An 18,604-nucleotide genomic window follows, 5' to 3' on the forward strand; every position below is an offset into this window, starting at 1 on the left:
ATGGCGCCCAGCGCTCGCGCCGCGACGACCCGTACCTCCGGGCTCTTGTCGTCGAGCAGGGCGTGGACGGCCGTGGCCCCGCTACCACCACCAGCGCCGCGATCAGCCCGGTGAGCGTGATCAGGACGCCGGTCAGCCACGCGGTGTCAAGCCGAAGAGTATTCATGCATGTCCGTCCGGTGCGCTGATGTCGCGTCGTCGTCCGCGGGCCCGGCGACCGGGAGCACGATCGTGGCCGTGGTGCCGACACCCTCCTCGGAGTCGATGGTGACCGTTCCGCCGTGCCGTTCGACGACCGTCGACACGATGGTCAGGCCCAGACCGATGCCGGGGATCGCTTGCCGGATGGCGTTGGTGGCCCGGAAGAACCGGGTGAACAGATGCGGCAGATCCGCGGCCGGGATGCCGATGCCGGTGTCCCGGACGACGAGTTCGGCGTTCGGCCCGCTGATGCGGGCGGCCACGGTCACCGTCCCGCCGGACCCGGTGAACTTCACCGCGTTGGCCAGCACCTGGAGAAGCATGCGATCCAGGTTCTCCCGATCTCCCCGGATCGTCATCGGCTCGTCGATGTCGCAGGTAACGGCGATGTCGGCCTTGTTCGCCGCGGGCTGGATCTCCGTGCAGGCTGTGCGCACCAGGGCGCTGAGGTCGAGGAGGTCGTGGGACAGCGCGAGCCGCCCCGCCTCGATGCGGGACACCATCAGCAGGTCCTCGATGAGCCGCCGGAGCCGTACGACGTTCTGGTCGATCACGCCGAGCATCCGCTCCTGCGCGGCGTTCAGCGGCCCGGCCTCCCGGTCGATCAGGACTTCCAGGTAGCCGGCGACACTTGTCAACGGGGTCCGCAGTTCGTGCGAGACGGTCCACAGGAGCTCCATCTTGGTGGAGTCGACCTCCCGCATCCGGGCCACGAGTTCGTGTGCCTGCTCGAAGAGCTTCGCGTGGGTCAGGATCCGGGCCAGGTCGGCCGCGAACACGCCGGCCAGATGCACCTCGTACGGCCGCCAGCCTCCCCGCCCGCGCTGCCGCACGACGGTGAGCTGTCCCGTCGCCGTCCCACCCTCCCCGAACGTCACTTCGATCACCCGCCGGGCCGCGGCCGCGTTCAGCGCCGCGGTCATCGGCCCGGGCGGCGTCTGCCCGACCTCGCGGACGACGGCCTTGCCCGGTTGTGACGCGTCCCAGTCCACGGGTGCGCCGGCCAGCGGGGTGGGGTCGCCCGCGGCGCCCGCCGCACTCCAGATCTCCGGTTCGGGTTCCCCGTCGGGATCCGGGGGCAAGCGGATCACCACGTGGTCGGCGCCGAGCAGGTCACCGAGGACCTGCGCCGCTGCCGCCACCGCCTCGCCGCGCGAAAGGTGGTGCCGTACCGCCGCACTGTGCTCCTGGAACGCGTCGAACATGCGGCGTTCCCGGTCTCCTTCGAAGGCGGCCGTGTTGACCGCCGCCGCGACCTCCTCGATCTCCGTCGGAGCTCCGGCGAGGGTCACCCGGACCTCGCGCTCGCCGCGACCGATCCGGGCGACGGCTTCGAGCACCTGACCGAGCGGGCCCGTGATACGCCGGGTGGCCGAGTTCCCGATCCGGATCGCGAACCACCCGGCCAGCGCCGTCGTGATCGCCAGCACGACCAGCGCGACCCCGTTCAGGAGGTTGTTGGCGCGGTTGATCTCGCGGATCTTCTGTACCAGGCGTAGGTCCAGTGCTTGGTAGGCAGATTCCACCCGGGCGAACTGCTCTCGCTCGCGCGTGATCTCCGCGCTGGACGGCCGAGCGCCCGGCATGCCGTTGACCTGCTGGTCGGCCAGGGCCCACCAGCGGGTCGCCTCCGTCGCCAGCGTCTCGACCAGAGCGCGTGTCTCGTCGATCGTGACACCACGCAGCCCGGCCTCCGCGGCCGGATAATCCTGCCGGGCCATCAGGTACGAGGTCCGGTCCGTGTCCCGGCCGGTGAGCAGGTAGCCGTCGAGGCCCTGTTGCCCGTCGAAGAGCAGCGTGCGCACGACGCCGCTGGAACTCCGGGTGCGGAGCAGGTCGTTCAACGGTGCGCTGATCGCCACGAACGGCGGGACCGTGGCCACCAGCCCGGCCACGCCCATGAGGAACACCAGTGCCACCACCCCGCCGAAGGCGCGGCGCAACAGCTGTCCGATGCTGGTCGACCCGGCGTCCGGCGGCGGTGGCCGCGGGTTCACGCCCGTGTCCTGCTCAACAGGGTCTGCACGCGTGACACCAGCTCGCGTGGGCTGAACGGCTTGGTGACGTAGTCGTCGGCGCCGACCGCGAAGCCGCGTTCGACGTCCTGTTCCTGCACCCGGGCGGTCAGCAACAGCACCGGGGTGTCCGCGATCGCGGGATCCCCGCGGATCATCCGGCACACGTCGATGCCGGACAGGCCGGGCATGGCGATGTCGAGGATCGCGATGGTGGGGCGTCGCTCGCGGATCGCCGCCAGAGCCGTCTCGCCGTCCTCGACGGAGATCGTCTCCAGGCCGAGCCCTTCGAGTTTGAAGGTGACCAGGTCGCGGATGTCCGCGTCGTCGTCCGCCACCAGAACCAGTGCCATGCCGCACCTCGCACCGGGATCGATTTTTACCACCATGGCAGGTCGTGACCATTATGGCAGGCTTGTCGGTAACCGACAGGCTGGACGGCCAGGCATCGCGCTGTTCGTCCGCAAGTCCGGGCCCGTCGTGGGGAAGATGGTCCTGTACGCCGGGGCAGGTGGTGGGCAATCGTCGTCGGGGCGCTGACCGCCGCGGTCGTGCTGGTCGTCGTCACGCGGCAGAGCCCGCCCCCGCAACAGCCCGAACCCGCGGCCGGGATCGCCGGGCTGGCCGCGTTGCCGCCCCCGGCGGCGGGCCCGCCGGGCGGCGCCGACCCCCGGCCGGACACCGCGTTCGCGCTCGACCTCGCCGGCCGCACCGGTCAGGCCTGGATCCGCGTCCCGCTCGACCCCATGCCGCTGGACTACCCCGTCCCGCCGTCCGCGCGCCCGTCGCCGGTCGGCGGCTGGCAGCAGTTCCAGCAGTTGCTCAATCGCGAGATGACCGTGCCGGTGTCCGGCCGATACATGCCACTGGAACTGTTCGACGTCGGCCGGCTGCGCCACGGAAGCTGGAATCCGGTCGGCGTCCTGCTCTCCACCGGGACCGGGACCGACCAGTTCGCCGGATCCGTCCGGTGGAACGACTGGCAGCGACCGCGCGGGAGACGTACGACGCGGTCGTCTGCGCCACCGTTTCCATCCCCGCCGCGAGGCGCGAGCTCGCCGTCTCCCGCTGAATCCGGTCAGGTCACGCTCAGCACGCCGGCGGAGAGGCTGCCCTGGACGGTGATCTCGCCACCCCACACGATGCCCTCAGCCGATTCGCGGTGCGGGATCAGGTCGACGGCCAGCCCTTGGACGACCAGCGCGGGGCTGCCACACTGCGGGGGATAGGAGCCGGCGAGCCCGGTGCAGAGGTGTGTCACCTCGTCCCGCGTGACCAGGACGTAGCCCCGTACCCGCACCTGTCCGGCGCCGACGTCGATCGCTTCCTGCACGGTGAGGACATCTCCGGGGCCGGGTGATCCGCTGATGGCGGAAGCCCGGCTGTCATCCGATTCCGCAGCCGGCGTCGCGCATCCGAACAAGACGGTCAGCGCCCCGATCGCGATCACGACATTGATTCGGGCAGTACTCATGAGCCCTCCTGATTCGTCGTCGACGGATGGGACGTCGTGGCGCATTGCCCGGTTCCACGCGAAGGGTGCCGGGCTGTTCGCCCGGTACCCTTCGACGTTGCTTACAGGTTGGCGATCGCGTTGTAGAAATCGCGGGCGTTATTTCCGAAGTAGGGTCCGTTCCACTTGTATCGGACACCACTGGAATTCCAGAAGACCCAACTGTTGACGGAGTCGAGCCAGCCGAAAGTGCCGTCGAAGTCATCCAGCCACGGGCCGCCGCTGGCGCCCTCGGTCATGTTGCAATTGATCCCGTTGTGTCCGCCATCGCTGTAGGACTGTCCCGTGCAGTACTTGAGGATCTGTCCGTTGAACGGTGTCCTGGACGGGTAGCCGAACTGGAACTGGTACTGCGACAGGGGGTAGTTCCACTCGATTCCCTGCCCGCCGACGTAGTCGACGATCCGGGTGCCACCGGCATTGGTGGACATCACTGCCGCGCCGATGTCCTCGGCCCGGTTCGCGCCGTTGTGCCATGCCGGGCGGGTCCAGAGCTGGCGGGCCGTCCAGCGCCCGTACGGCGCGTTGCCGTTGTTGTAGCCGGGCACGAAGGTCCACGGCGCGCTGTTGTACCAGGTGCCCGAGCCGTTGGAGACGCAGTGGCCGGCGGTGAAGACGAGGTTCTTGCCGCCGCTGTTGACGGTGCTGCCGGAGCAGACATAGTTGCCGCCGTCGGCCCCGACGAAGAAGACCTTGCCGGACGTCGCCCCGGGCGGCGAACTCGTCGAACTCCACGTGGCAGCACTGGCGCCCGGGTCGGCGAGGGCTTTGATCGGCCCCTGCTGGCGCATCGAACCGGCTGCGCCGTCGACTTTGCCGGCGCGCCCTTGCGGCACTGCCTGCTGGGACAGCTTCGCGTCGGTGGCCGCGTCCAGTTTGGGCACCGGCACGGGTTTCGCGTTGAGCATGCGCTCGGTGGTCCAGTAGCTTGCCGCGGCGCGGACGGAGACGCCGACGCCGACAGCCGCATCTGCCGCCGGGTCAGCCTGGGCGGGGGCCGACAGGGCTGCTCCGGCAAGTGCTCCGGTGAGTGGAATTGCAATGAATAGTGATCGAAGGCGCCGTAGCATCTTTCCCCTTTCACGGGAATCGGTCCGGATGTAGTGACGGACTGCATCGCTGCCGGGTGCACGGCGATGATCAATTGTCCTAGGTCTATGCCCCGCGCAGCAGTGCGACTATAGGGCGAACATTAAGAACCTTCGATGACTATCTGGAATGCTTCTAATTGAGTCAAGGCGCGGACCGAGGCCAATGGCATGATCATTTCGCAAGCCTTAACAACAAATTCCTATTTCATCGTGCGCTTGCGGATCATCAGATGTAGGGCCACCAGCGGGACGATGCCGATCGGGTACCAGGCCAGGTCGATCGGGTCGAAAGCCGCGCCGAGGACCAGCCGGGCCAGGAGGCTCTCCTCGGAGAGGGCCGCCGGGACACCGGTGAGCTGGAAGATCTCGGCGCCCCAGCACCAGCCCAGGGCGCTCGCGCCGGCCGCGAACGGGGACAGCCGGGGCGCGAGGAACAGCACGCCGGCGTACGTCATCGAGGCGTAGAGGGCGGTGCCGGACGACTGCTCGACCCAACCGCCCAGGGGCGCCACCGCCCGGATCGCCAGCGCGACGCCCAGGAACCCGAGCGCGGCGCCGAGCATGGCCAGCCGGAAGCGCGTGATCGACATGGCCGCGATGGTAGGGCTTACGGGCCGTATCGGGGATCATCCCGATGCGGCCCGGAACTCGGCGTTCCTACCGTCGAAGGCATGAAGTTGCTGTTCAAGATGCTCGGCGTGATCTCCGCGACGTTGCTCGTCGCCCAGGCGGTGGCCACGCCGTTCCTCATCGACCTGACCGATCCGGCCACCTACAGCGGTCACTGGGGTGGGCCGAGCCTGGTCGGCGTGCTCGCCCTGCGCATCGGCGCGGGCGTGCTCGCCGGCATGTATCTCTACGGAACGGTGGCGCGGTCGTATCCTCGCCGCCATGAAACAGGGCGATGAAACAAGAGCGACCGTCCGCGATGTGGCCGCCCGCACCGGCCTGTCCATCGCCACCGTCTCGCGGGTGCTGAACGGGCGGGCCAACGTCGCCCCGGCCACCCGGGAACGGGTGCTCGCGACCATCGCCGAACTGGGCCGCGGCGCACCCCGGCGGCGTGGCGAACGGGCCACCGGGATCTACGTCCGCTGCCCGTACGTGCTCACCGACTACTTCGGGCTGATCGTCTCCGCGGTGGCCGAGGCCCTGGAGCCGCACGGTCTCCAGGTGATCCTGAACGCGGGCGTGGCGGCCCAGCGCGACCACGTGCTCACCGCGCTGACCGGTCGGCGTGACGTGGCGGGCGCCGTGCTCATCCTGCCGCCGGAGCCGGCCGCCGAACTGGCCCGACTCCGTGATCGCGGCTTCCCGTTCGTGGTGCTCGATCCGCGTACCCCGCCGCCCCGGAATCTCGCCGCGGTCTCCGCCGCGCACTTCTCCGGCGCCCGGCAACTCGCCGCCCACCTGGTCGGTCTCGGGCACCGGCGGATCGGGATCATCGGCGGGCCCCGCGACTGGCTGGCCGGCGAGAACCGGTTCGCCGGCTATCTCTCGCCGCTGGCCGACGCCGGTGTGCTGTCCACCCCGGAGCTGACCCGGTTCGTCGCCGAGCCCACCACCGAGCTGGGCCACCACGCCGCCGCCGAGCTGCTGGACCTGCCGGAACGCCCGACGGCGCTGCTCGCCTTCAACGACAAGATGGCGATCGGGGCGCTGCGGGCGGCCGCCGAGCGCGGGTTGCGGGTGCCGGCGGATCTGTCGGTGGCCGGGTTCGACGACATCGAGCTGGGGCAGGCGTGCCGGCCGATGCTGACCACGGTCCGGCAGCCGCTGGAGGAGATGGGGCGGATGGCCGTACATCTGCTGTTGCGGATGCTGGGTGGGCACCGCCTGGACGCGCTGCACGTGGAACTGGCCACCGAACTCGTGATCCGCGACTCCACCGGACCCGTTCCTGACGTGTTTCACGGTTCCGGAACCGCCGTACCCCGATCCGGACCGTCATCTCATTGACCCTCCCGAATTAATAGAGGTTTCCTTCCTGTTACCTTCCCCCACGGAACAGGAGTCCTCATGCGCGTGCGAAGTGCGCTGCTCATCGCGGCTCTCGGCGTGACGATGAGCGCAACCCCCGCCCACGCGGCCGGTGAGACGGTGAACGTCTACCTCACCACCACCTCGGACAGCGCCGGCCGCGTCGTCACCCGCGGCCTCCAGCAGCAGGCCGCCATCGCGTTCGGCCCGGCCGGCGGCAGCGCGAACCAGACCATCACGATCGACGAGGGCACCACCTACCAGAGCTTCGAGGGCGGCGGCGCGTCGATCACCGACACCACCGCCCACCTGCTGCGCGGCGGCCCGATCAGCGCGGCCACCCGGGACGCCGTGATGACGAAGCTGTTCAGCCCCAGCCAGGGCATCGGGCTCTCCTTCGTCCGCAACCCGATCGGCGCGTCCGACCTGTCCCGGCCCGGCAACGTCTCGCTCGACGACACCTGCTGCGACCTCAACGACTTCAACACCAACGGGTACGACACGAACGTCCGCCTCCTGACGCAGCAGGCTCGTTCCCTCAACCCCGCGCTGCGGGTGAAGGGCGTGCCGTGGAGCGCGCCCGGCTGGATGAAGGACAACGGCCGGATGGACCAGATGGGCTGGCTCAAGTGGGAGCACTACCCCACGTACGCCCAGTACCTGGTCAAGTACATCCAGAGCTACCAGGCGGCCGGGGTGCCGATCAACTACATCTCGGTGCAGAACGAGCCGAACTGCTGCCAGGCCGCCAACCCGACGGCGATGAACTACCCGGGCATGAGCTGGAACCCGTCCGGCCTCGTGGAGTTCACCAAGAACCACGTCTACCCGGCGTTCCGTGCGGCCGGCATCACCACGAAGGTGCTGATCCACGACTGGAACTACGGCGACTACGCGAACTTCGGGGCGGCCATCCTCGCCGACGCGGGCGTACGCAATGATCCGCTCTTCGGTGGCATCGCCTGGCACGGCTACTTCGGCGACCCGGCGGTCGGCACCCAGGTCCACGACCAGTACCCGGCCGTGAAGCAGTTCAGCACCGAGCACTCCGGCGGCACCTGGATCACCAACCAGCACAACGAGGACCTGGCCGACATCGTCAACTACGCCCGCAACTACAGCAGCAGCCTGGTCAAGTGGAGCCTCGCGCTGAACCAGGACATGGGCCCGCACAACGGCGGCTGCGGCACCTGCACGGGGCTGATCACCGTGCAGGAGGGCGGCTCGCGGGCCGGTCAGGTCGACTACACCGTCGAGTACTACACGACCGGGCACCTCACCAAGTTCGTCAAGCCGGGCGCGGTCCGGATCGCCTCGAACAACACCGCCGTGCAGAACGTGGCGTGGCGCAACCCGGACGGCGGCAAGGCCCTGATCGCCCACAACGGCGGCACGAGCAGCCAGTCGGTGCGGGTGAACTGGGGCGGGCAGTCCTTCGTGTACACGCTGCCGGCCCGTACCACCGCGACCTTCACCTGGGCCGGAACCGCGACCCCGACGCCGGGCGGGACCATCACCGGGTTGGGCGGCAAGTGCGTCGACGTAGCCGGCGCCGCCACCGCCAACGGCACCGCGATCCAGCTCTACGGCTGCAACGGCACCGCGGCCCAGCAGTGGTCCCGGCCGGGTGACGGCACGCTCCGGTCGCTCGGCAAGTGCCTGGACATCAGCGGACCGAGCAACGCCGACGGCACCGTCGCCCACCTCTGGGACTGCCACACCGGCACCTCGCAGAAGTGGACGCTGGACAGTTCGCAACGGCTGGTCAACACCTACTCCGGCAAGTGCCTCGACGTCACCGGCAACACCTCCGCCGACGGCACCCGCCTCCAGATCTGGACCTGCACCACCGGGGCCAACCAGAGGTTCGTTCTCAACTGACACCGATCTGCCGAAGGCGGGCCAGGAGCTCGCCTTCGGCAGCGTCGGACACCGGGTCGGACCAGAATCCCAGGGGTACGGCGCGCAGGTTCCGTCCGAGCGGATCCAGCAGGTGGCCGCCCAGCTTCATCACCCACAGCGCCACCGCCCGGTCGGTGATCGTCAGCTCCGGCGCCTGCACGGCCAGCCGCGCCTCGAACGCCGCGATATCCTGCACCGACCGCAGCCACACCACCACCAGCAGGTTCGCCGAACCGGACAGGGTGGCGCAGAACCGGGTCTCCCGCATCCCGGACAGCCTGCTCACCACCCGTGGAGTCTCGGCCGGCGGCAGCGTGCACCACAGCGACACCGAGATCGGGTAGCCGGAGACGTACCGGGCCACCTCACAGCGGTAGCCGATCGACCGCTCCGCGTCCATCCGGTCCAGCCGTCGCCGTACCGTCGTCGGGCTCAATCCGGTCCGCTCGGCGAGCCGGACCGCCGGCTGCCGCGGATCCGTGCTGAGCGCCTGGAAGAGCGCCAGATCCTCGTCGCTGAACGGCCGCCCGGACCAGTTCTGCCGCGGACTCGCCCCGGTCAGCGCCCGGCGGGCCGGCTCACTCAGCCGGTCCAGCCGCCACCGGCTGCCCTCGGTGTGCACGGTCACCGCGATCTGGGTGCGCGTCGACGCCACCCCGGGCAGCATCCCGAGCCGCAGGCTCAGGTAGCGGCCGAGCTGTACGTGATCCGAGAAGGCGGCCTGGATCAGCAGGTCCCGCGCGCCGGTCACGTGCTCCAGCGTCACGATGTTCACGTCACCGGCCAGACTCTCGGCCACCTCGGGCAGCCGGCCGGCCACACAGTCCACCTCGATGATCGCGAACACCGCGGAGGCGATCGCGAGCTGCGCCGGGAGACAGCTGATCCAGGCGTGGCCGGAGCCGTACAGGCGGTTCCAGCGGCGGGCCGCGGTTGTCCCGTCCACACCCAGCGCCGCGCCGATCCGCTGCCAGTCGGCCCGGGGCGCCAACTGCAACGCCGTCACCAACTGATAGTCCAGCTCGTCGAGGGTGAACTTTCCCGGCGTATCAGAGGCCATGAACGGCGGATCTCTGCAATCCAGCCTCAACCACGGTCATTCTGCCGACCATACCGCCATGTTCTCCTCGCCCGACGCCCTTCCCCTGGCGGACCGACTGATCAGCCTGCGCCACGCGCTGCACCGTGAACCCGAGCTCGGCCTCGACCTGCCACGTACCCAGGCCAAGGTCCTGGCCGCGCTGGAGGGCCTGCCCCTGGAGATCACCCGCGGTAGGGGGCTCAGCTCGGTCACCGCGGTGCTGCGCGGCGGACGGCCCGGCCCGGCGGTCCTGCTCCGCGGGGACATGGACGCGCTGCCGGTCCAGGAGGAGAGCGGGGTCGCGTACGCCTCCGAGATCGCCGGGCGGATGCACGCCTGCGGGCACGACATCCACACCGCCGGCCTGGTCGGCGCCGCCCACCTGCTGGCCGGGCGGCGCGAGGAGCTGGCCGGGGACGTGGTCCTCATGTTCCAGCCCGGCGAGGAGGGCCAGGGCGGCGCCAAGATCATGATCGACGAGGGGGTGCTGGACGCCGCCGGCAGCCGGGTCGTCGCCGCCTACGCCGTCCACGTGGCCGCCACCGCGCTCCCGCTCGGCCTGATCGCCACCAGGGCGGGCACCATGCTGGCCGCCTCCGACACGGTCACCGTGACCGTCACCGGCCAGGGCGGACACGGATCCTCCCCGCATCTGGCCGTCGACCCGGTGCCCGCGCTCTGCGCGATGGTCACCGCCCTCCAGACCGTGGTCACCCGGACCGTCGACGCCTTCGACCCGGCCGTCGTCACGGTCGGCTCGATCCACGCCGGGTCAGCCGCCAACATCATCCCGGAGAGTGGCACCCTCGAGATCACCGTCCGCAGCTTCTCGGCCGCCACCCACCGGGCGATCCGAGCCGGCATCGAGCGGACGCTGCGCGGTGTCGCCGACGCGCACGGGGTCCGCGTCGAGATCTACTACCGGGAGGACTACCCGGTCACCGTGAACGACCCGGGCGAGGCCGACTTCGCCCTGCGCACCGCCCGGGCCGCGGTCGGCGAACAGCGGGTGCTCGTGGCGCCCCGTCCGTTGGCCGCGTCCGAGGACTTCTCCTTCGTCCTCGACCGGGTGCCCGGGGCGTACCTCACGCTCGGCGCCGTGCCACCCGGCACCGACCCCGCCACCGCGCCGATGAACCACGCCCCGCAGGCGGTCTTCGACGACCGCGCGGTCACCGGGGCCGCCGTCCTGCTCGCCTCCCTGGCCGCCGCCCGCCTCCAGGAAGGCGCGGCGTGACAGCGGTCCTCGACCGGAGCCGGGTCTCCGCGGTCGTCGGCCTGCTCGTCCTCCTCGAGCTCACCAGCGGCTTCATCCAGGGCGGTGTCGCACCGCTGCTGCCCGACCTCGGCGCCGAGATGGGCATCTCGGACGCCGACCTGAACTGGGTCATCTCGGTGCAGCTGCTCGCCGCCACCGTCTCGGTGCCGGCATTCGGCCGGCTCGGCGACCTGTACGGCCACCGCCGCATGCTCCGCGTCGCCCTCGCCGGCGTCGCCGTCGGGAGCGTCCTCGTGGCGTTCGCGCCCAACCTCGCCGTGCTGCTGTTCGGCCGCGCCCTGCTCGGGCCGCTCGCCGCGCTGCTGCCGCTCGAGATCGCCCTGGTCCGCGACCGGCTGCCCACCGAACTCGCCCGTCGCGCCTCGGGCCTGGTGGTCGCGCGCGGTCGCGGTGTCGTGCGCTGACGTGGGTTGTGGCCCTGGTGGGCGCGCACGCGGCGTCTTGGGTGAGCGGCTACCCCTGTTTCGGGGTTTGAGCGTGTGCGGCTGCCTGTCCTGGCCGGCCGGGGTGAGCCTGCCCTGACCGGCGCTACGGCGAGAGCGCCCTCTCGTCGCTCAGGATTCGATCTCCGGCGGCTGCCGTTGGGCCGGGATCAGCGCGGTGGGCTCGGTGGGCAGCCGCAGCGGCTCGGTCACATCGCCGGGCGGCGTTACCAGGCCGTGTGGGCGAGTCAGCTCGTCGTCGTTCGTCTCGTTCTTTCCGGTGTTCACCGTCAGGCCGTGTGGGCGGGTCGGCTCGTCGCCGTTCTCCTCGCTCCTCCCGGCGTTGATCGCCAGGCCGTGCGGAAGAGTCGCGTCGTCGGCCTCGGCCGCCGGCAGCACCAGGGGCCGGGTGGCGTCGGCCTCCGTCTCCGGCCGCGAGGTCTGCGCGACCGACAACGGCTGGGTGCGGTCGTCCGCCGGCCGTTGCAGCACGAACGTCGCCTCGTCCTTCTCGGCCTCGGCAGGTTCGCCCTTCTCGGCCTCGGCAGGTTCGTTCTTCTCGACCACGGCAGGATCGTTCTTCTCGGCCGTGGCAGGGGAGCCGGAGGCCACCGCCGGCTTCTCGGAAGGCGTGGCGAGGACGGTGGTCGGCTCGGCCTCCGGCAGGCGGATCGCGACGGTCGGGTCCGAAGCGGCGACCGGGGTCGCCGGGCCGGCCGCGGGTGCAGGCGCGCTGGTCGCGGGGCGGGCGGAGGGAGCGGAGGCGGGGACCGCCGGCATGATGACGGTGCGGTCGGTGGCGGTCACAGCCGCGGTGCTGTCGGTGGCGGTCACAGCCGCGGTGCTGTCGGTGGCGGTCACGACCTCGGTGCGGTCGGCCGGCGTGCCGACCCGGATCACCGTGGTCTCGGCGATGGAGACCGGGATGCCGGCCACCTTCGCGGCGCCCCGGAAGCGGCCGATCTCGCCGATGATCGGCAGGACCGGCGGCTCGTAGCGGGCCCAGCGGCGGGCGCTCAGCGCGGTCCCGAGCAGCGGCACGGCGAGGAGGGCGGCCAGACCGTATCCGGGGCGGCTCAGGTCGAAGCCCTCTTTGGAGACCTCCGGCGCCCACAGTGCCGCGTAGGCCGCCGGCGACTGCCACGCCCAGATCGTCACGCCCAGGTAGGCGGCGCCGGCCAGGACCGGGCCGGCGGGCGAGACCGGGGCGAACGCCAGGATGGCGTAGAGGATGCCGGCGAAGATCAGCAGCAGCAGGCCGGAGATCGACTCGGCCGCGAACAGTTCGCGCCCTCGGCTGCTCAGGTCGTGTGTGAAACCGACGCCGGACAGCACCCAGATGCTGGGGGCCAGCACGAGCGCATAGAAGATCGACCTGAGGTGGCGCATGATCCGGCACGGTACCCGGGCGCGGCAAGGAACCGCGAACGCCGCCGTAACGTACCGGCCATGGAAGAACAGCTCTCCGGACGGCCGACGGCGCTCTCCCGGGTCACCCTGAGCCGGATCATGACCGCGGTCGACGTGAACCTCTACGGCACCGTGCACGGCGGCGTATTGATGAAGTTCGTGGACGACGTGGCGGGCGCGGCCGCGGCGCGGCACAGCGGGGGGACCGCGGTGACCGCGGCGATCGACGAGATCGTCTTCCTCGAGCCGGTTCGGGTGGGTGATCTCGTGCACGCGTACGCCCAGGTCAACTGGACGGGAACCTCCTCGATGGAGGTGGGCGTGAAACTGGCCGCGGAGCGCTGGGACGCGGTCGGCGCGGTCCCGCTGCCGGTGGCGACGGCCTACCTGGTGTTCGTGGCCGTGGACTCGGCCGGGCACCCGCGTTCGGTGCCGCCGGTGGTGCCCGACGACGACGTCGAGAAGCGCCGGTTCACCGAGGCGATGATCCGCCGGGACCACCGCCTGGCCCGCCGTGCGGCGATCCAGAAGGCCCGCGCCGAGCACCGGCCGGGAGTCGATTGATCCACCGTTAAGGTGTGGTGATGACGACAGGTGTGGTGACGGCCGGCACACTTCTCTGGGAGCCGCCGGCGGACATTCGGGAGACGTCCCGGATCGGGCGTTATCTGGAGTGGCTGGAGCGGGAGCGGGGCCTCTCGTTCGCCGACTACGCGGCGCTGTGGGAGTGGTCCGTCACCGACCTGACCGCCTTCTGGGGCTCCATCTGGGAGTACTTCGAGGTGGTGGCGCACGAGCCGGCGACCGCGGTGCTGGACGGCACGGCCATGCCGGGCGCCCGCTGGTTCCCCGGCGCCACGCTCAACTACACCGAGAACGTGCTGCGGATGCCGGGGCGGAACGAGGACGATCCGGTCGTCATCGCGTACTCCCAGAGCCGTGAGCCGGTCACCCTGACCGGCCGGAAGCTGCGCGAGGAGGTGCGGAGGATCCGGGCCGGGCTGAAAGCCCGTGGGGTCGGCAAGGGTGACCGGGTCGCGGCCTATGCCCCGAACATCCCGGAGACCTACGTGCTGATGCTGGCGACCGCCAGCCTGGGCGCGGTCTTCTCGTCCTGCGCGCCGGAGTTCGGCGCCCGCAGCGTGATCGACCGCTGGAGCCAGATCGAGCCGAAGGTGCTGGTCGCCACGGACGGCTACCGGTACGGCGACAAGGACGTCGACCGCCGCCCGGAGATCGCCGCGATCCGGGCGGCGATCCCGTCGATCGAACACGTCATCACCATCGGATACCTGAGCGACGGTGGCGACTGGGACGATCTCGGCGGCGACGATCCGCTGGAGTTCGAGCCGGTGCCGTTCGACCACCCGCTCTACGTGCTCTACAGCTCCGGCACCACCGGGCTGCCCAAGCCCATCGTGCACGGTCACGGCGGCATCCTCCTGGAGCACCTGAAGATCCTGGCGCTGCACCACGACCTGGGCCCGTCCGACCGGTTCTTCTGGTTCACCACCACCGGCTGGATGATGTGGAACTACCTGGCCAGCGGTCCGGCCGTGGGCGCGGCGATCGTGCTCTTCGACGGCAATCCGGGCTGGCCCTCGCTGGACACCCTGTGGGACCTGATCGACACCGCCGGGATCACCTATTTCGGCACGTCGGCGCCATATCTGCTGGCCTGCCGCAAAGCCGGGATCACCCCGGGCAAGCGGCTCAAGGGGCTCGGCTCCACCGGGGCGCCGCTGCCGCCGGAGGGCTGGGGCTGGGTCTACGAGGCGGTCAGCCGTGAGGTGCAGCTGACCTCGCTGTCCGGCGGCACCGACGTGTGCACCGGTTTCGTCGGCGGGGCGCCGCTGCTGCCGGTCCGGGCCGGTGTGATCACCTGCCGCAGCCTCGGCGCCCGGGTGGAGGCGTTCGACCCGGAGGGTAAACCGGTCATCGGCGGCCTGGGCGAGCTGGTGATCACCGCGCCGATGCCGAGCATGCCGGTCGGGTTCTGGAACGACCCGGACGGCTCCCGCTACCGGGAGGCGTACTTCGACGTGTTCCCGGGCGTCTGGCGGCACGGTGACTGGATCACCATCGACCCGGACGGCAGTTGCGTGATCACCGGCCGGTCGGACGCCACCCTCAACCGGGGTGGCGTGCGCCTGGGCACCGCCGAGTTCTACTCGGTGGTGGAGGGCCTGCCGGAGATCGCCGACTCGCTGGTCGTGCACCTGGACAAGCCCGGCGACCCGAACGGCGAGCTGCTGCTCTTCGTCGTGCTCGCCGAGGGTCTGGAACTCGACGACGCCCTGCGCGGGCGGATCGCGCGGGAGCTGCGCGGGGCGCTGTCGCCCCGGCACGTGCCCGACGCCGCCTACCAGGTGCGTGCCCTGCCGCGCACCCTCTCCGGCAAGAAGCTGGAGGTGCCGGTGAAGCGGATCCTCACCGGCACCCCGGTGGAGTCGGCGGCGGCCAAGGGCGCCCTCGCCAACCCCGACTCGCTGAACGCCTTCGCCGACCTGGCCCGGGAACGGGTCAGGCCAGCGTCACAGTGACCTTCTCGGTGGTGGCCCGCGCCCCGGCCTTCGACACGTCCAGGTTGGCGCAGAGGACGATCGAGGCGTCGGCCACCAGCGGGGCCAGCAGCCAGTCGGCCGGGTCGGGGTAGAGCGTGACGTCGATCAGCACCCGGTCGCCGGAGGTGATGCCGAGTTCGGCGGCCCGGTCGGCGGCCATGCCGATCACCTCGTGGTGGCTCAGCTCGACCGGGCCGGCCAGGGCCCGGTCAGCCGGGGCGACCGGCGCGCCACGGAAGTGGTCGCCGTGGTTGCGGACCTCGGTGACGTAGTCGGCGTACCCGGGTGGCGGGGTGCGCAGCGGCATGGCCAGCGGCAGCAGGCCGGTGGCCCAGCGGTCGAGGGAGGTCCAGCTCGCGGCCCGGTCCACCAGCTCCGGGGTGGTGAAGAGCGCCTCCACCGGTTGCGGGTCGCCGCCCAGGTCGACGGCCAGGCCGGCGGCCGACACGCCGAGCAGCAGCGCCGCGGTCTGCCAGTGCGGTGGCAGGAGCAGGGCCACCGCGTCGCCGTGACCCAGGCCGACCCCGTCGACCAGCAGGTTCGCGGTCTTCGACACCCAGTTGTCAAGGGTCGCCCCGGACAGCTCGGTGCGGTCGCCGGTGGCGTCGTCATACCAGGTCAGCAGCGGCGCGGCCGGATCGCGCCGGACCGCCTCCGTGAACGCCTGCGGGATCGTCGTTTTCATCACCACACACCTTACGACCCGGACTCGCGTCGGCCGGTTACGGTCCGTGATGCCGCGGATTGACTACGGCGATCGGCGGTGTCGTGGACACGTCCGCGGCGCGTTCCAGGCGTACCCTCGAATCGTCGGTAGTTCCATCGCCGCATCGGTACGTCAGAGACGCCAAGGAGATGCCTCGTGACCCCCGGTCGCCCCCCGCGAGTGCTCGTCGACGCCACCAGTGTCCCCGCGGACCGGGGCGGTGTCGGCAGATATGTCGACGGTCTGCTCGGAGCGCTCGGGCAGGTCGGTTCCGACCGAGTCGACCTCGCCGTCGTGGCACAGCGTTCCGATGCGGAGCGTTACCGCCGGATGTTGCCCTCCGCCGAGGTGATCCCCGGCCCGGCCGCGATCGTGCACCGGCCGGCCCGCCTCGCCTGGGAGCAGACCGGTCTGCCGCTGCTCGCCCAGCAGGTCGGCGCCCAGGTGCTGCACTCGCCGTTCTACACCTGCCCGCTGCGCACCGGCTGCCCGGTGACCGTGACGGTGCACGACGCGACGTTCTTCACCGAGCCGGAGCACTACGACAACACCAAGCGGACCTTCTTCCGCAGCGCGATCAAGACGTCGCTGCGCCGGGCCGCCCGGGTGATCGTGCCGAGCAAGGCCACCCGCGACGAGCTGATCCGCCTGCTGGACGCGGACCCGACCCGGATCGACGTGGCGTACCACGGGGTGGACCAGGTGGCCTTCCACGCGCCGACCGACGACGAGAAGGCGCGGGTCCGGGCCCGTCTCGGCCTGGGTGACTCGGGCTATGTGGCGTTCCTCGGCGCCAAGGAGCCGCGGAAGAACGTGCCGAACCTGATCCGTGGCTGGGCCCGGGCGGTCGCCGACTGGCCCCACCCGCCGGCCCTGGTGATCGCCGGCGGCCAGGGGCACGACGACGACATCGACCGCGCGGTGGCCGAGGTCCCGGCGCACCTGCGGCTGCTGCGACCAGGCTATCTGCGGTACGCGGACCTGCCCGGTTTTCTCGGCGGCGCCCTGGTGGCCTGCTATCCCTCGTTCGGGGAGGGGTTCGGCCTGCCGATCCTGGAGGCGATGGCCTGCGGCACCCCGGTGCTCACCACGCCCCGGCTGTCGCTTCCGGAGGTCGGCGGTGACGCTGTTGCCTACACGACGGAGACGCCGGAGCGGATCGCCGAGGACCTCGCTGACCTGCTGCACGACGAGCAGCGTCGCCGGACGTTGGCGAAGGCGGGCTCCGACCGTGCGAAAGAGTTCACCTGGATGTCAAGTGCGGAGGTCCACGTGGCAACGTGGAATCGGGTTGCTACTTGATCATCTACTAAACTCTCCGCGCATGAGCGACGAACAGGCTGTGTTGTACGGAGTGGTTCTTGCCGGCGGAACCGGAACCCGTCTCTGGCCACTGTCCCGCGCCGGTCATCCCAAATTCCTGCACCCCCTGACCGGTACGGAGGCGTCCCTTCTCCAGGCGACGGTGGACCGGTTGGACAGTCTTGCCTCCCCCGATCGGGTCTTCGTGGTGACCGGTGTGGCGCACGCGGCCGCCGTTTCCCGGCAGCTTTCCGCCATGCCCGAGGAAAACGTTCTGGTGGAGCCGTCCCCGCGGGACTCGTGTGCCGCGATCGCCCTGGCCGCCGCGGTCATCGCCCGCCGCGACCCGGAAGCGATCATGGGCTCCTTCGCGTCCGATCACCTGATCGCCGACACGGAGGCGTTCTCCGACGTGATCCGGTCGGCGATGGCCGGCGCGCGGGAGGGGCTGCTGATGACCCTCGGGATCACGCCGACCCGCCCCGAGACGGGGTACGGCTACCTCCAGTGCGGTGGCCGGGTCGGCGACGGCCCGCTGCTCAAGGTCGAGGAGTTCAAGGAGAAGCCGACGTACGACGTGGCCGAGGGCTACGTGAAGTCCGGCAACTACCTGTGGAACGCCGGCATGTTCGTCTGGCGGGTCGAGTCCTTCCTGGCCGAGCTGCACCGGCAGCAGCCGCAGCTGGCGGCGGGCATCAGCCGGATCGCGCAGGCGTGGGGCACCGCCGAGCAGGAAGAGGTGATGGGTGACGTCTGGCCGACGCTGCCCAAGATCTCGGTGGACTACGCGGTGATGGAGGGCGCGGCCGCGGCCGGCCGGGTCGGCACCGTGCCCGGCGACTTCGGGTGGAACGACGTCGGTGACTTCCACACCCTCGGTGAGGTGCTCACCGCGGACCAGGCCGGCAACGTGGTGGTCGGGCACGACCTCGCCGAGCGGCACACCGTGCTGCTGCGCGAGACCGAGGGCCTGGTCGTGGTCCCGTCGTCGGGCCGTCTCGTGGCCGCCATGGGGGTCCGGGACCTGGTCATCGTGGACACGCCGGACGCCGTCCTGGTGTGCCCGCGGGAACGGGCGCAGGAGGTCAAGCAGCTCGTCGACCAGCTCAAGGAGCTGGGCCAGCACGGCTACATCTAG

The 18,604-nt window shown here is 70.8% G+C and carries 17 protein-coding genes; 9 read left to right on the forward strand and 8 right to left on the reverse strand.

From position 1 onward, the window contains the following. Window positions 1–146 precede the first annotated feature (146 nt). The 5 genes from IEZ13_RS22830 to IEZ13_RS22850 all read right to left on the reverse strand — a co-directional run bounded on the left by IEZ13_RS22830 (window position 147) and on the right by IEZ13_RS22850 (window position 5,410). Window positions 147–2,198, reverse strand: a complete 2,052-nt coding sequence (locus tag IEZ13_RS22830) for an ATP-binding protein (protein WP_183223011.1) — start codon at window positions 2,196–2,198, stop codon at window positions 147–149. After that, on the reverse strand, window positions 2,195–2,569 hold the full coding sequence (locus tag IEZ13_RS22835) for a response regulator transcription factor (RefSeq protein ID WP_183223012.1): 375 nt from the start codon (window positions 2,567–2,569) through the stop codon (window positions 2,195–2,197). Before IEZ13_RS22835 ends, IEZ13_RS22830 begins: the two co-directional genes overlap by 4 nt. 725 nt (window positions 2,570–3,294) lie before the next feature. Further along, the gene (locus IEZ13_RS22840; protein ID WP_183223013.1) at window positions 3,295–3,690 is read right to left on the reverse strand and encodes a hypothetical protein; all 396 of its coding nucleotides are present in this window, start codon (window positions 3,688–3,690) and stop codon (window positions 3,295–3,297) included. A 101-nt stretch (window positions 3,691–3,791) separates the two neighbouring features. Beyond that, window positions 3,792–4,799 carry a trypsin-like serine peptidase gene (locus IEZ13_RS22845; RefSeq protein ID WP_229794906.1) on the reverse strand — a complete coding sequence of 336 codons (1,008 nt, stop codon included), beginning with the start codon at window positions 4,797–4,799 and terminating at the stop codon, window positions 3,792–3,794. 221 nt (window positions 4,800–5,020) lie between these two features. After that, window positions 5,021–5,410, reverse strand: a complete 390-nt coding sequence (locus IEZ13_RS22850; RefSeq protein WP_183223015.1) for a ribosomal maturation YjgA family protein — start codon at window positions 5,408–5,410, stop codon at window positions 5,021–5,023. 81 nt (window positions 5,411–5,491) lie between these two features. Between IEZ13_RS22850 and IEZ13_RS22855 the strand changes: the two genes are divergently transcribed. Genes IEZ13_RS22855 through IEZ13_RS22865 form a run of 3 tightly spaced genes read left to right on the forward strand, consistent with a single transcriptional unit; the run spans window position 5,492 to window position 8,681 of the window. Next, on the forward strand, window positions 5,492–5,728 hold the full coding sequence (locus IEZ13_RS22855; RefSeq protein WP_183223016.1) for a hypothetical protein: 237 nt from the start codon (window positions 5,492–5,494) through the stop codon (window positions 5,726–5,728). Beyond that, window positions 5,712–6,779, forward strand: coding sequence for a LacI family DNA-binding transcriptional regulator (locus tag IEZ13_RS22860; protein WP_183223017.1), 1,068 nt, complete (start codon window positions 5,712–5,714; stop codon window positions 6,777–6,779). Before IEZ13_RS22855 ends, IEZ13_RS22860 begins: the two co-directional genes overlap by 17 nt. Before the next feature lie 60 nt (window positions 6,780–6,839). Further along, complete coding sequence (locus IEZ13_RS22865; protein ID WP_183223018.1) at window positions 6,840–8,681, forward strand: RICIN domain-containing protein; 1,842 nt, start codon at window positions 6,840–6,842, stop codon at window positions 8,679–8,681. On the opposite strand, the gene IEZ13_RS22870 is transcribed toward IEZ13_RS22865, so the two are convergent. Then, window positions 8,674–9,762 carry an Lrp/AsnC family transcriptional regulator gene (locus IEZ13_RS22870; protein WP_183223019.1) on the reverse strand — a complete coding sequence of 363 codons (1,089 nt, stop codon included), beginning with the start codon at window positions 9,760–9,762 and terminating at the stop codon, window positions 8,674–8,676. The two genes, IEZ13_RS22865 and IEZ13_RS22870, sit on opposite strands and share 8 nt — an antisense overlap. 58 nt (window positions 9,763–9,820) lie before the next feature. On the opposite strand from IEZ13_RS22870, the gene IEZ13_RS22875 reads away from it, so the two are divergent. Continuing rightward, a complete protein-coding gene (locus tag IEZ13_RS22875) occupies window positions 9,821–11,020 on the forward strand; it encodes a M20 metallopeptidase family protein (protein WP_183223020.1) in 1,200 nt (399 codons plus the stop codon). After that, complete coding sequence (locus tag IEZ13_RS22880) at window positions 11,017–11,466, forward strand: MFS transporter (RefSeq protein ID WP_229794908.1); 450 nt, start codon at window positions 11,017–11,019, stop codon at window positions 11,464–11,466. The genes IEZ13_RS22875 and IEZ13_RS22880 overlap by 4 nt, the downstream gene beginning before the upstream one ends. Window positions 11,467–11,616: 150 nt before the next feature. On the opposite strand, the gene IEZ13_RS22885 is transcribed toward IEZ13_RS22880, so the two are convergent. Continuing rightward, entirely contained in the window at window positions 11,617–12,873 is a 1,257-nt protein-coding gene (locus IEZ13_RS22885) for a hypothetical protein (protein ID WP_183223021.1), read from the reverse strand. A 60-nt stretch (window positions 12,874–12,933) separates the two neighbouring features. On the opposite strand from IEZ13_RS22885, the gene IEZ13_RS22890 reads away from it, so the two are divergent. Next, window positions 12,934–13,458, forward strand: coding sequence for an acyl-CoA thioesterase (locus IEZ13_RS22890; RefSeq protein WP_183223022.1), 525 nt, complete (start codon window positions 12,934–12,936; stop codon window positions 13,456–13,458). A 20-nt stretch (window positions 13,459–13,478) separates the two neighbouring features. After that, complete coding sequence (locus tag IEZ13_RS22895) at window positions 13,479–15,437, forward strand: acetoacetate--CoA ligase (RefSeq protein WP_183223023.1); 1,959 nt, start codon at window positions 13,479–13,481, stop codon at window positions 15,435–15,437. On the opposite strand, the gene IEZ13_RS22900 is transcribed toward IEZ13_RS22895, so the two are convergent. Then, entirely contained in the window at window positions 15,418–16,143 is a 726-nt protein-coding gene (locus tag IEZ13_RS22900; RefSeq protein ID WP_183223024.1) for a TIGR03089 family protein, read from the reverse strand. The genes IEZ13_RS22895 and IEZ13_RS22900 overlap by 20 nt on opposite strands. 177 nt (window positions 16,144–16,320) lie before the next feature. Between IEZ13_RS22900 and IEZ13_RS22905 the strand changes: the two genes are divergently transcribed. Beyond that, window positions 16,321–17,466 carry a glycosyltransferase family 4 protein gene (locus tag IEZ13_RS22905; protein ID WP_183223025.1) on the forward strand — a complete coding sequence of 382 codons (1,146 nt, stop codon included), beginning with the start codon at window positions 16,321–16,323 and terminating at the stop codon, window positions 17,464–17,466. 40 nt (window positions 17,467–17,506) lie between these two features. Beyond that, window positions 17,507–18,604, forward strand: a complete 1,098-nt coding sequence (locus IEZ13_RS22910; protein ID WP_183223052.1) for a mannose-1-phosphate guanylyltransferase — start codon at window positions 17,507–17,509, stop codon at window positions 18,602–18,604.

It is taken from the genome of Actinoplanes campanulatus, assembly GCF_014647795.1.
GTDB lineage: Bacteria > Actinomycetota > Actinomycetes > Mycobacteriales > Micromonosporaceae > Actinoplanes > Actinoplanes campanulatus.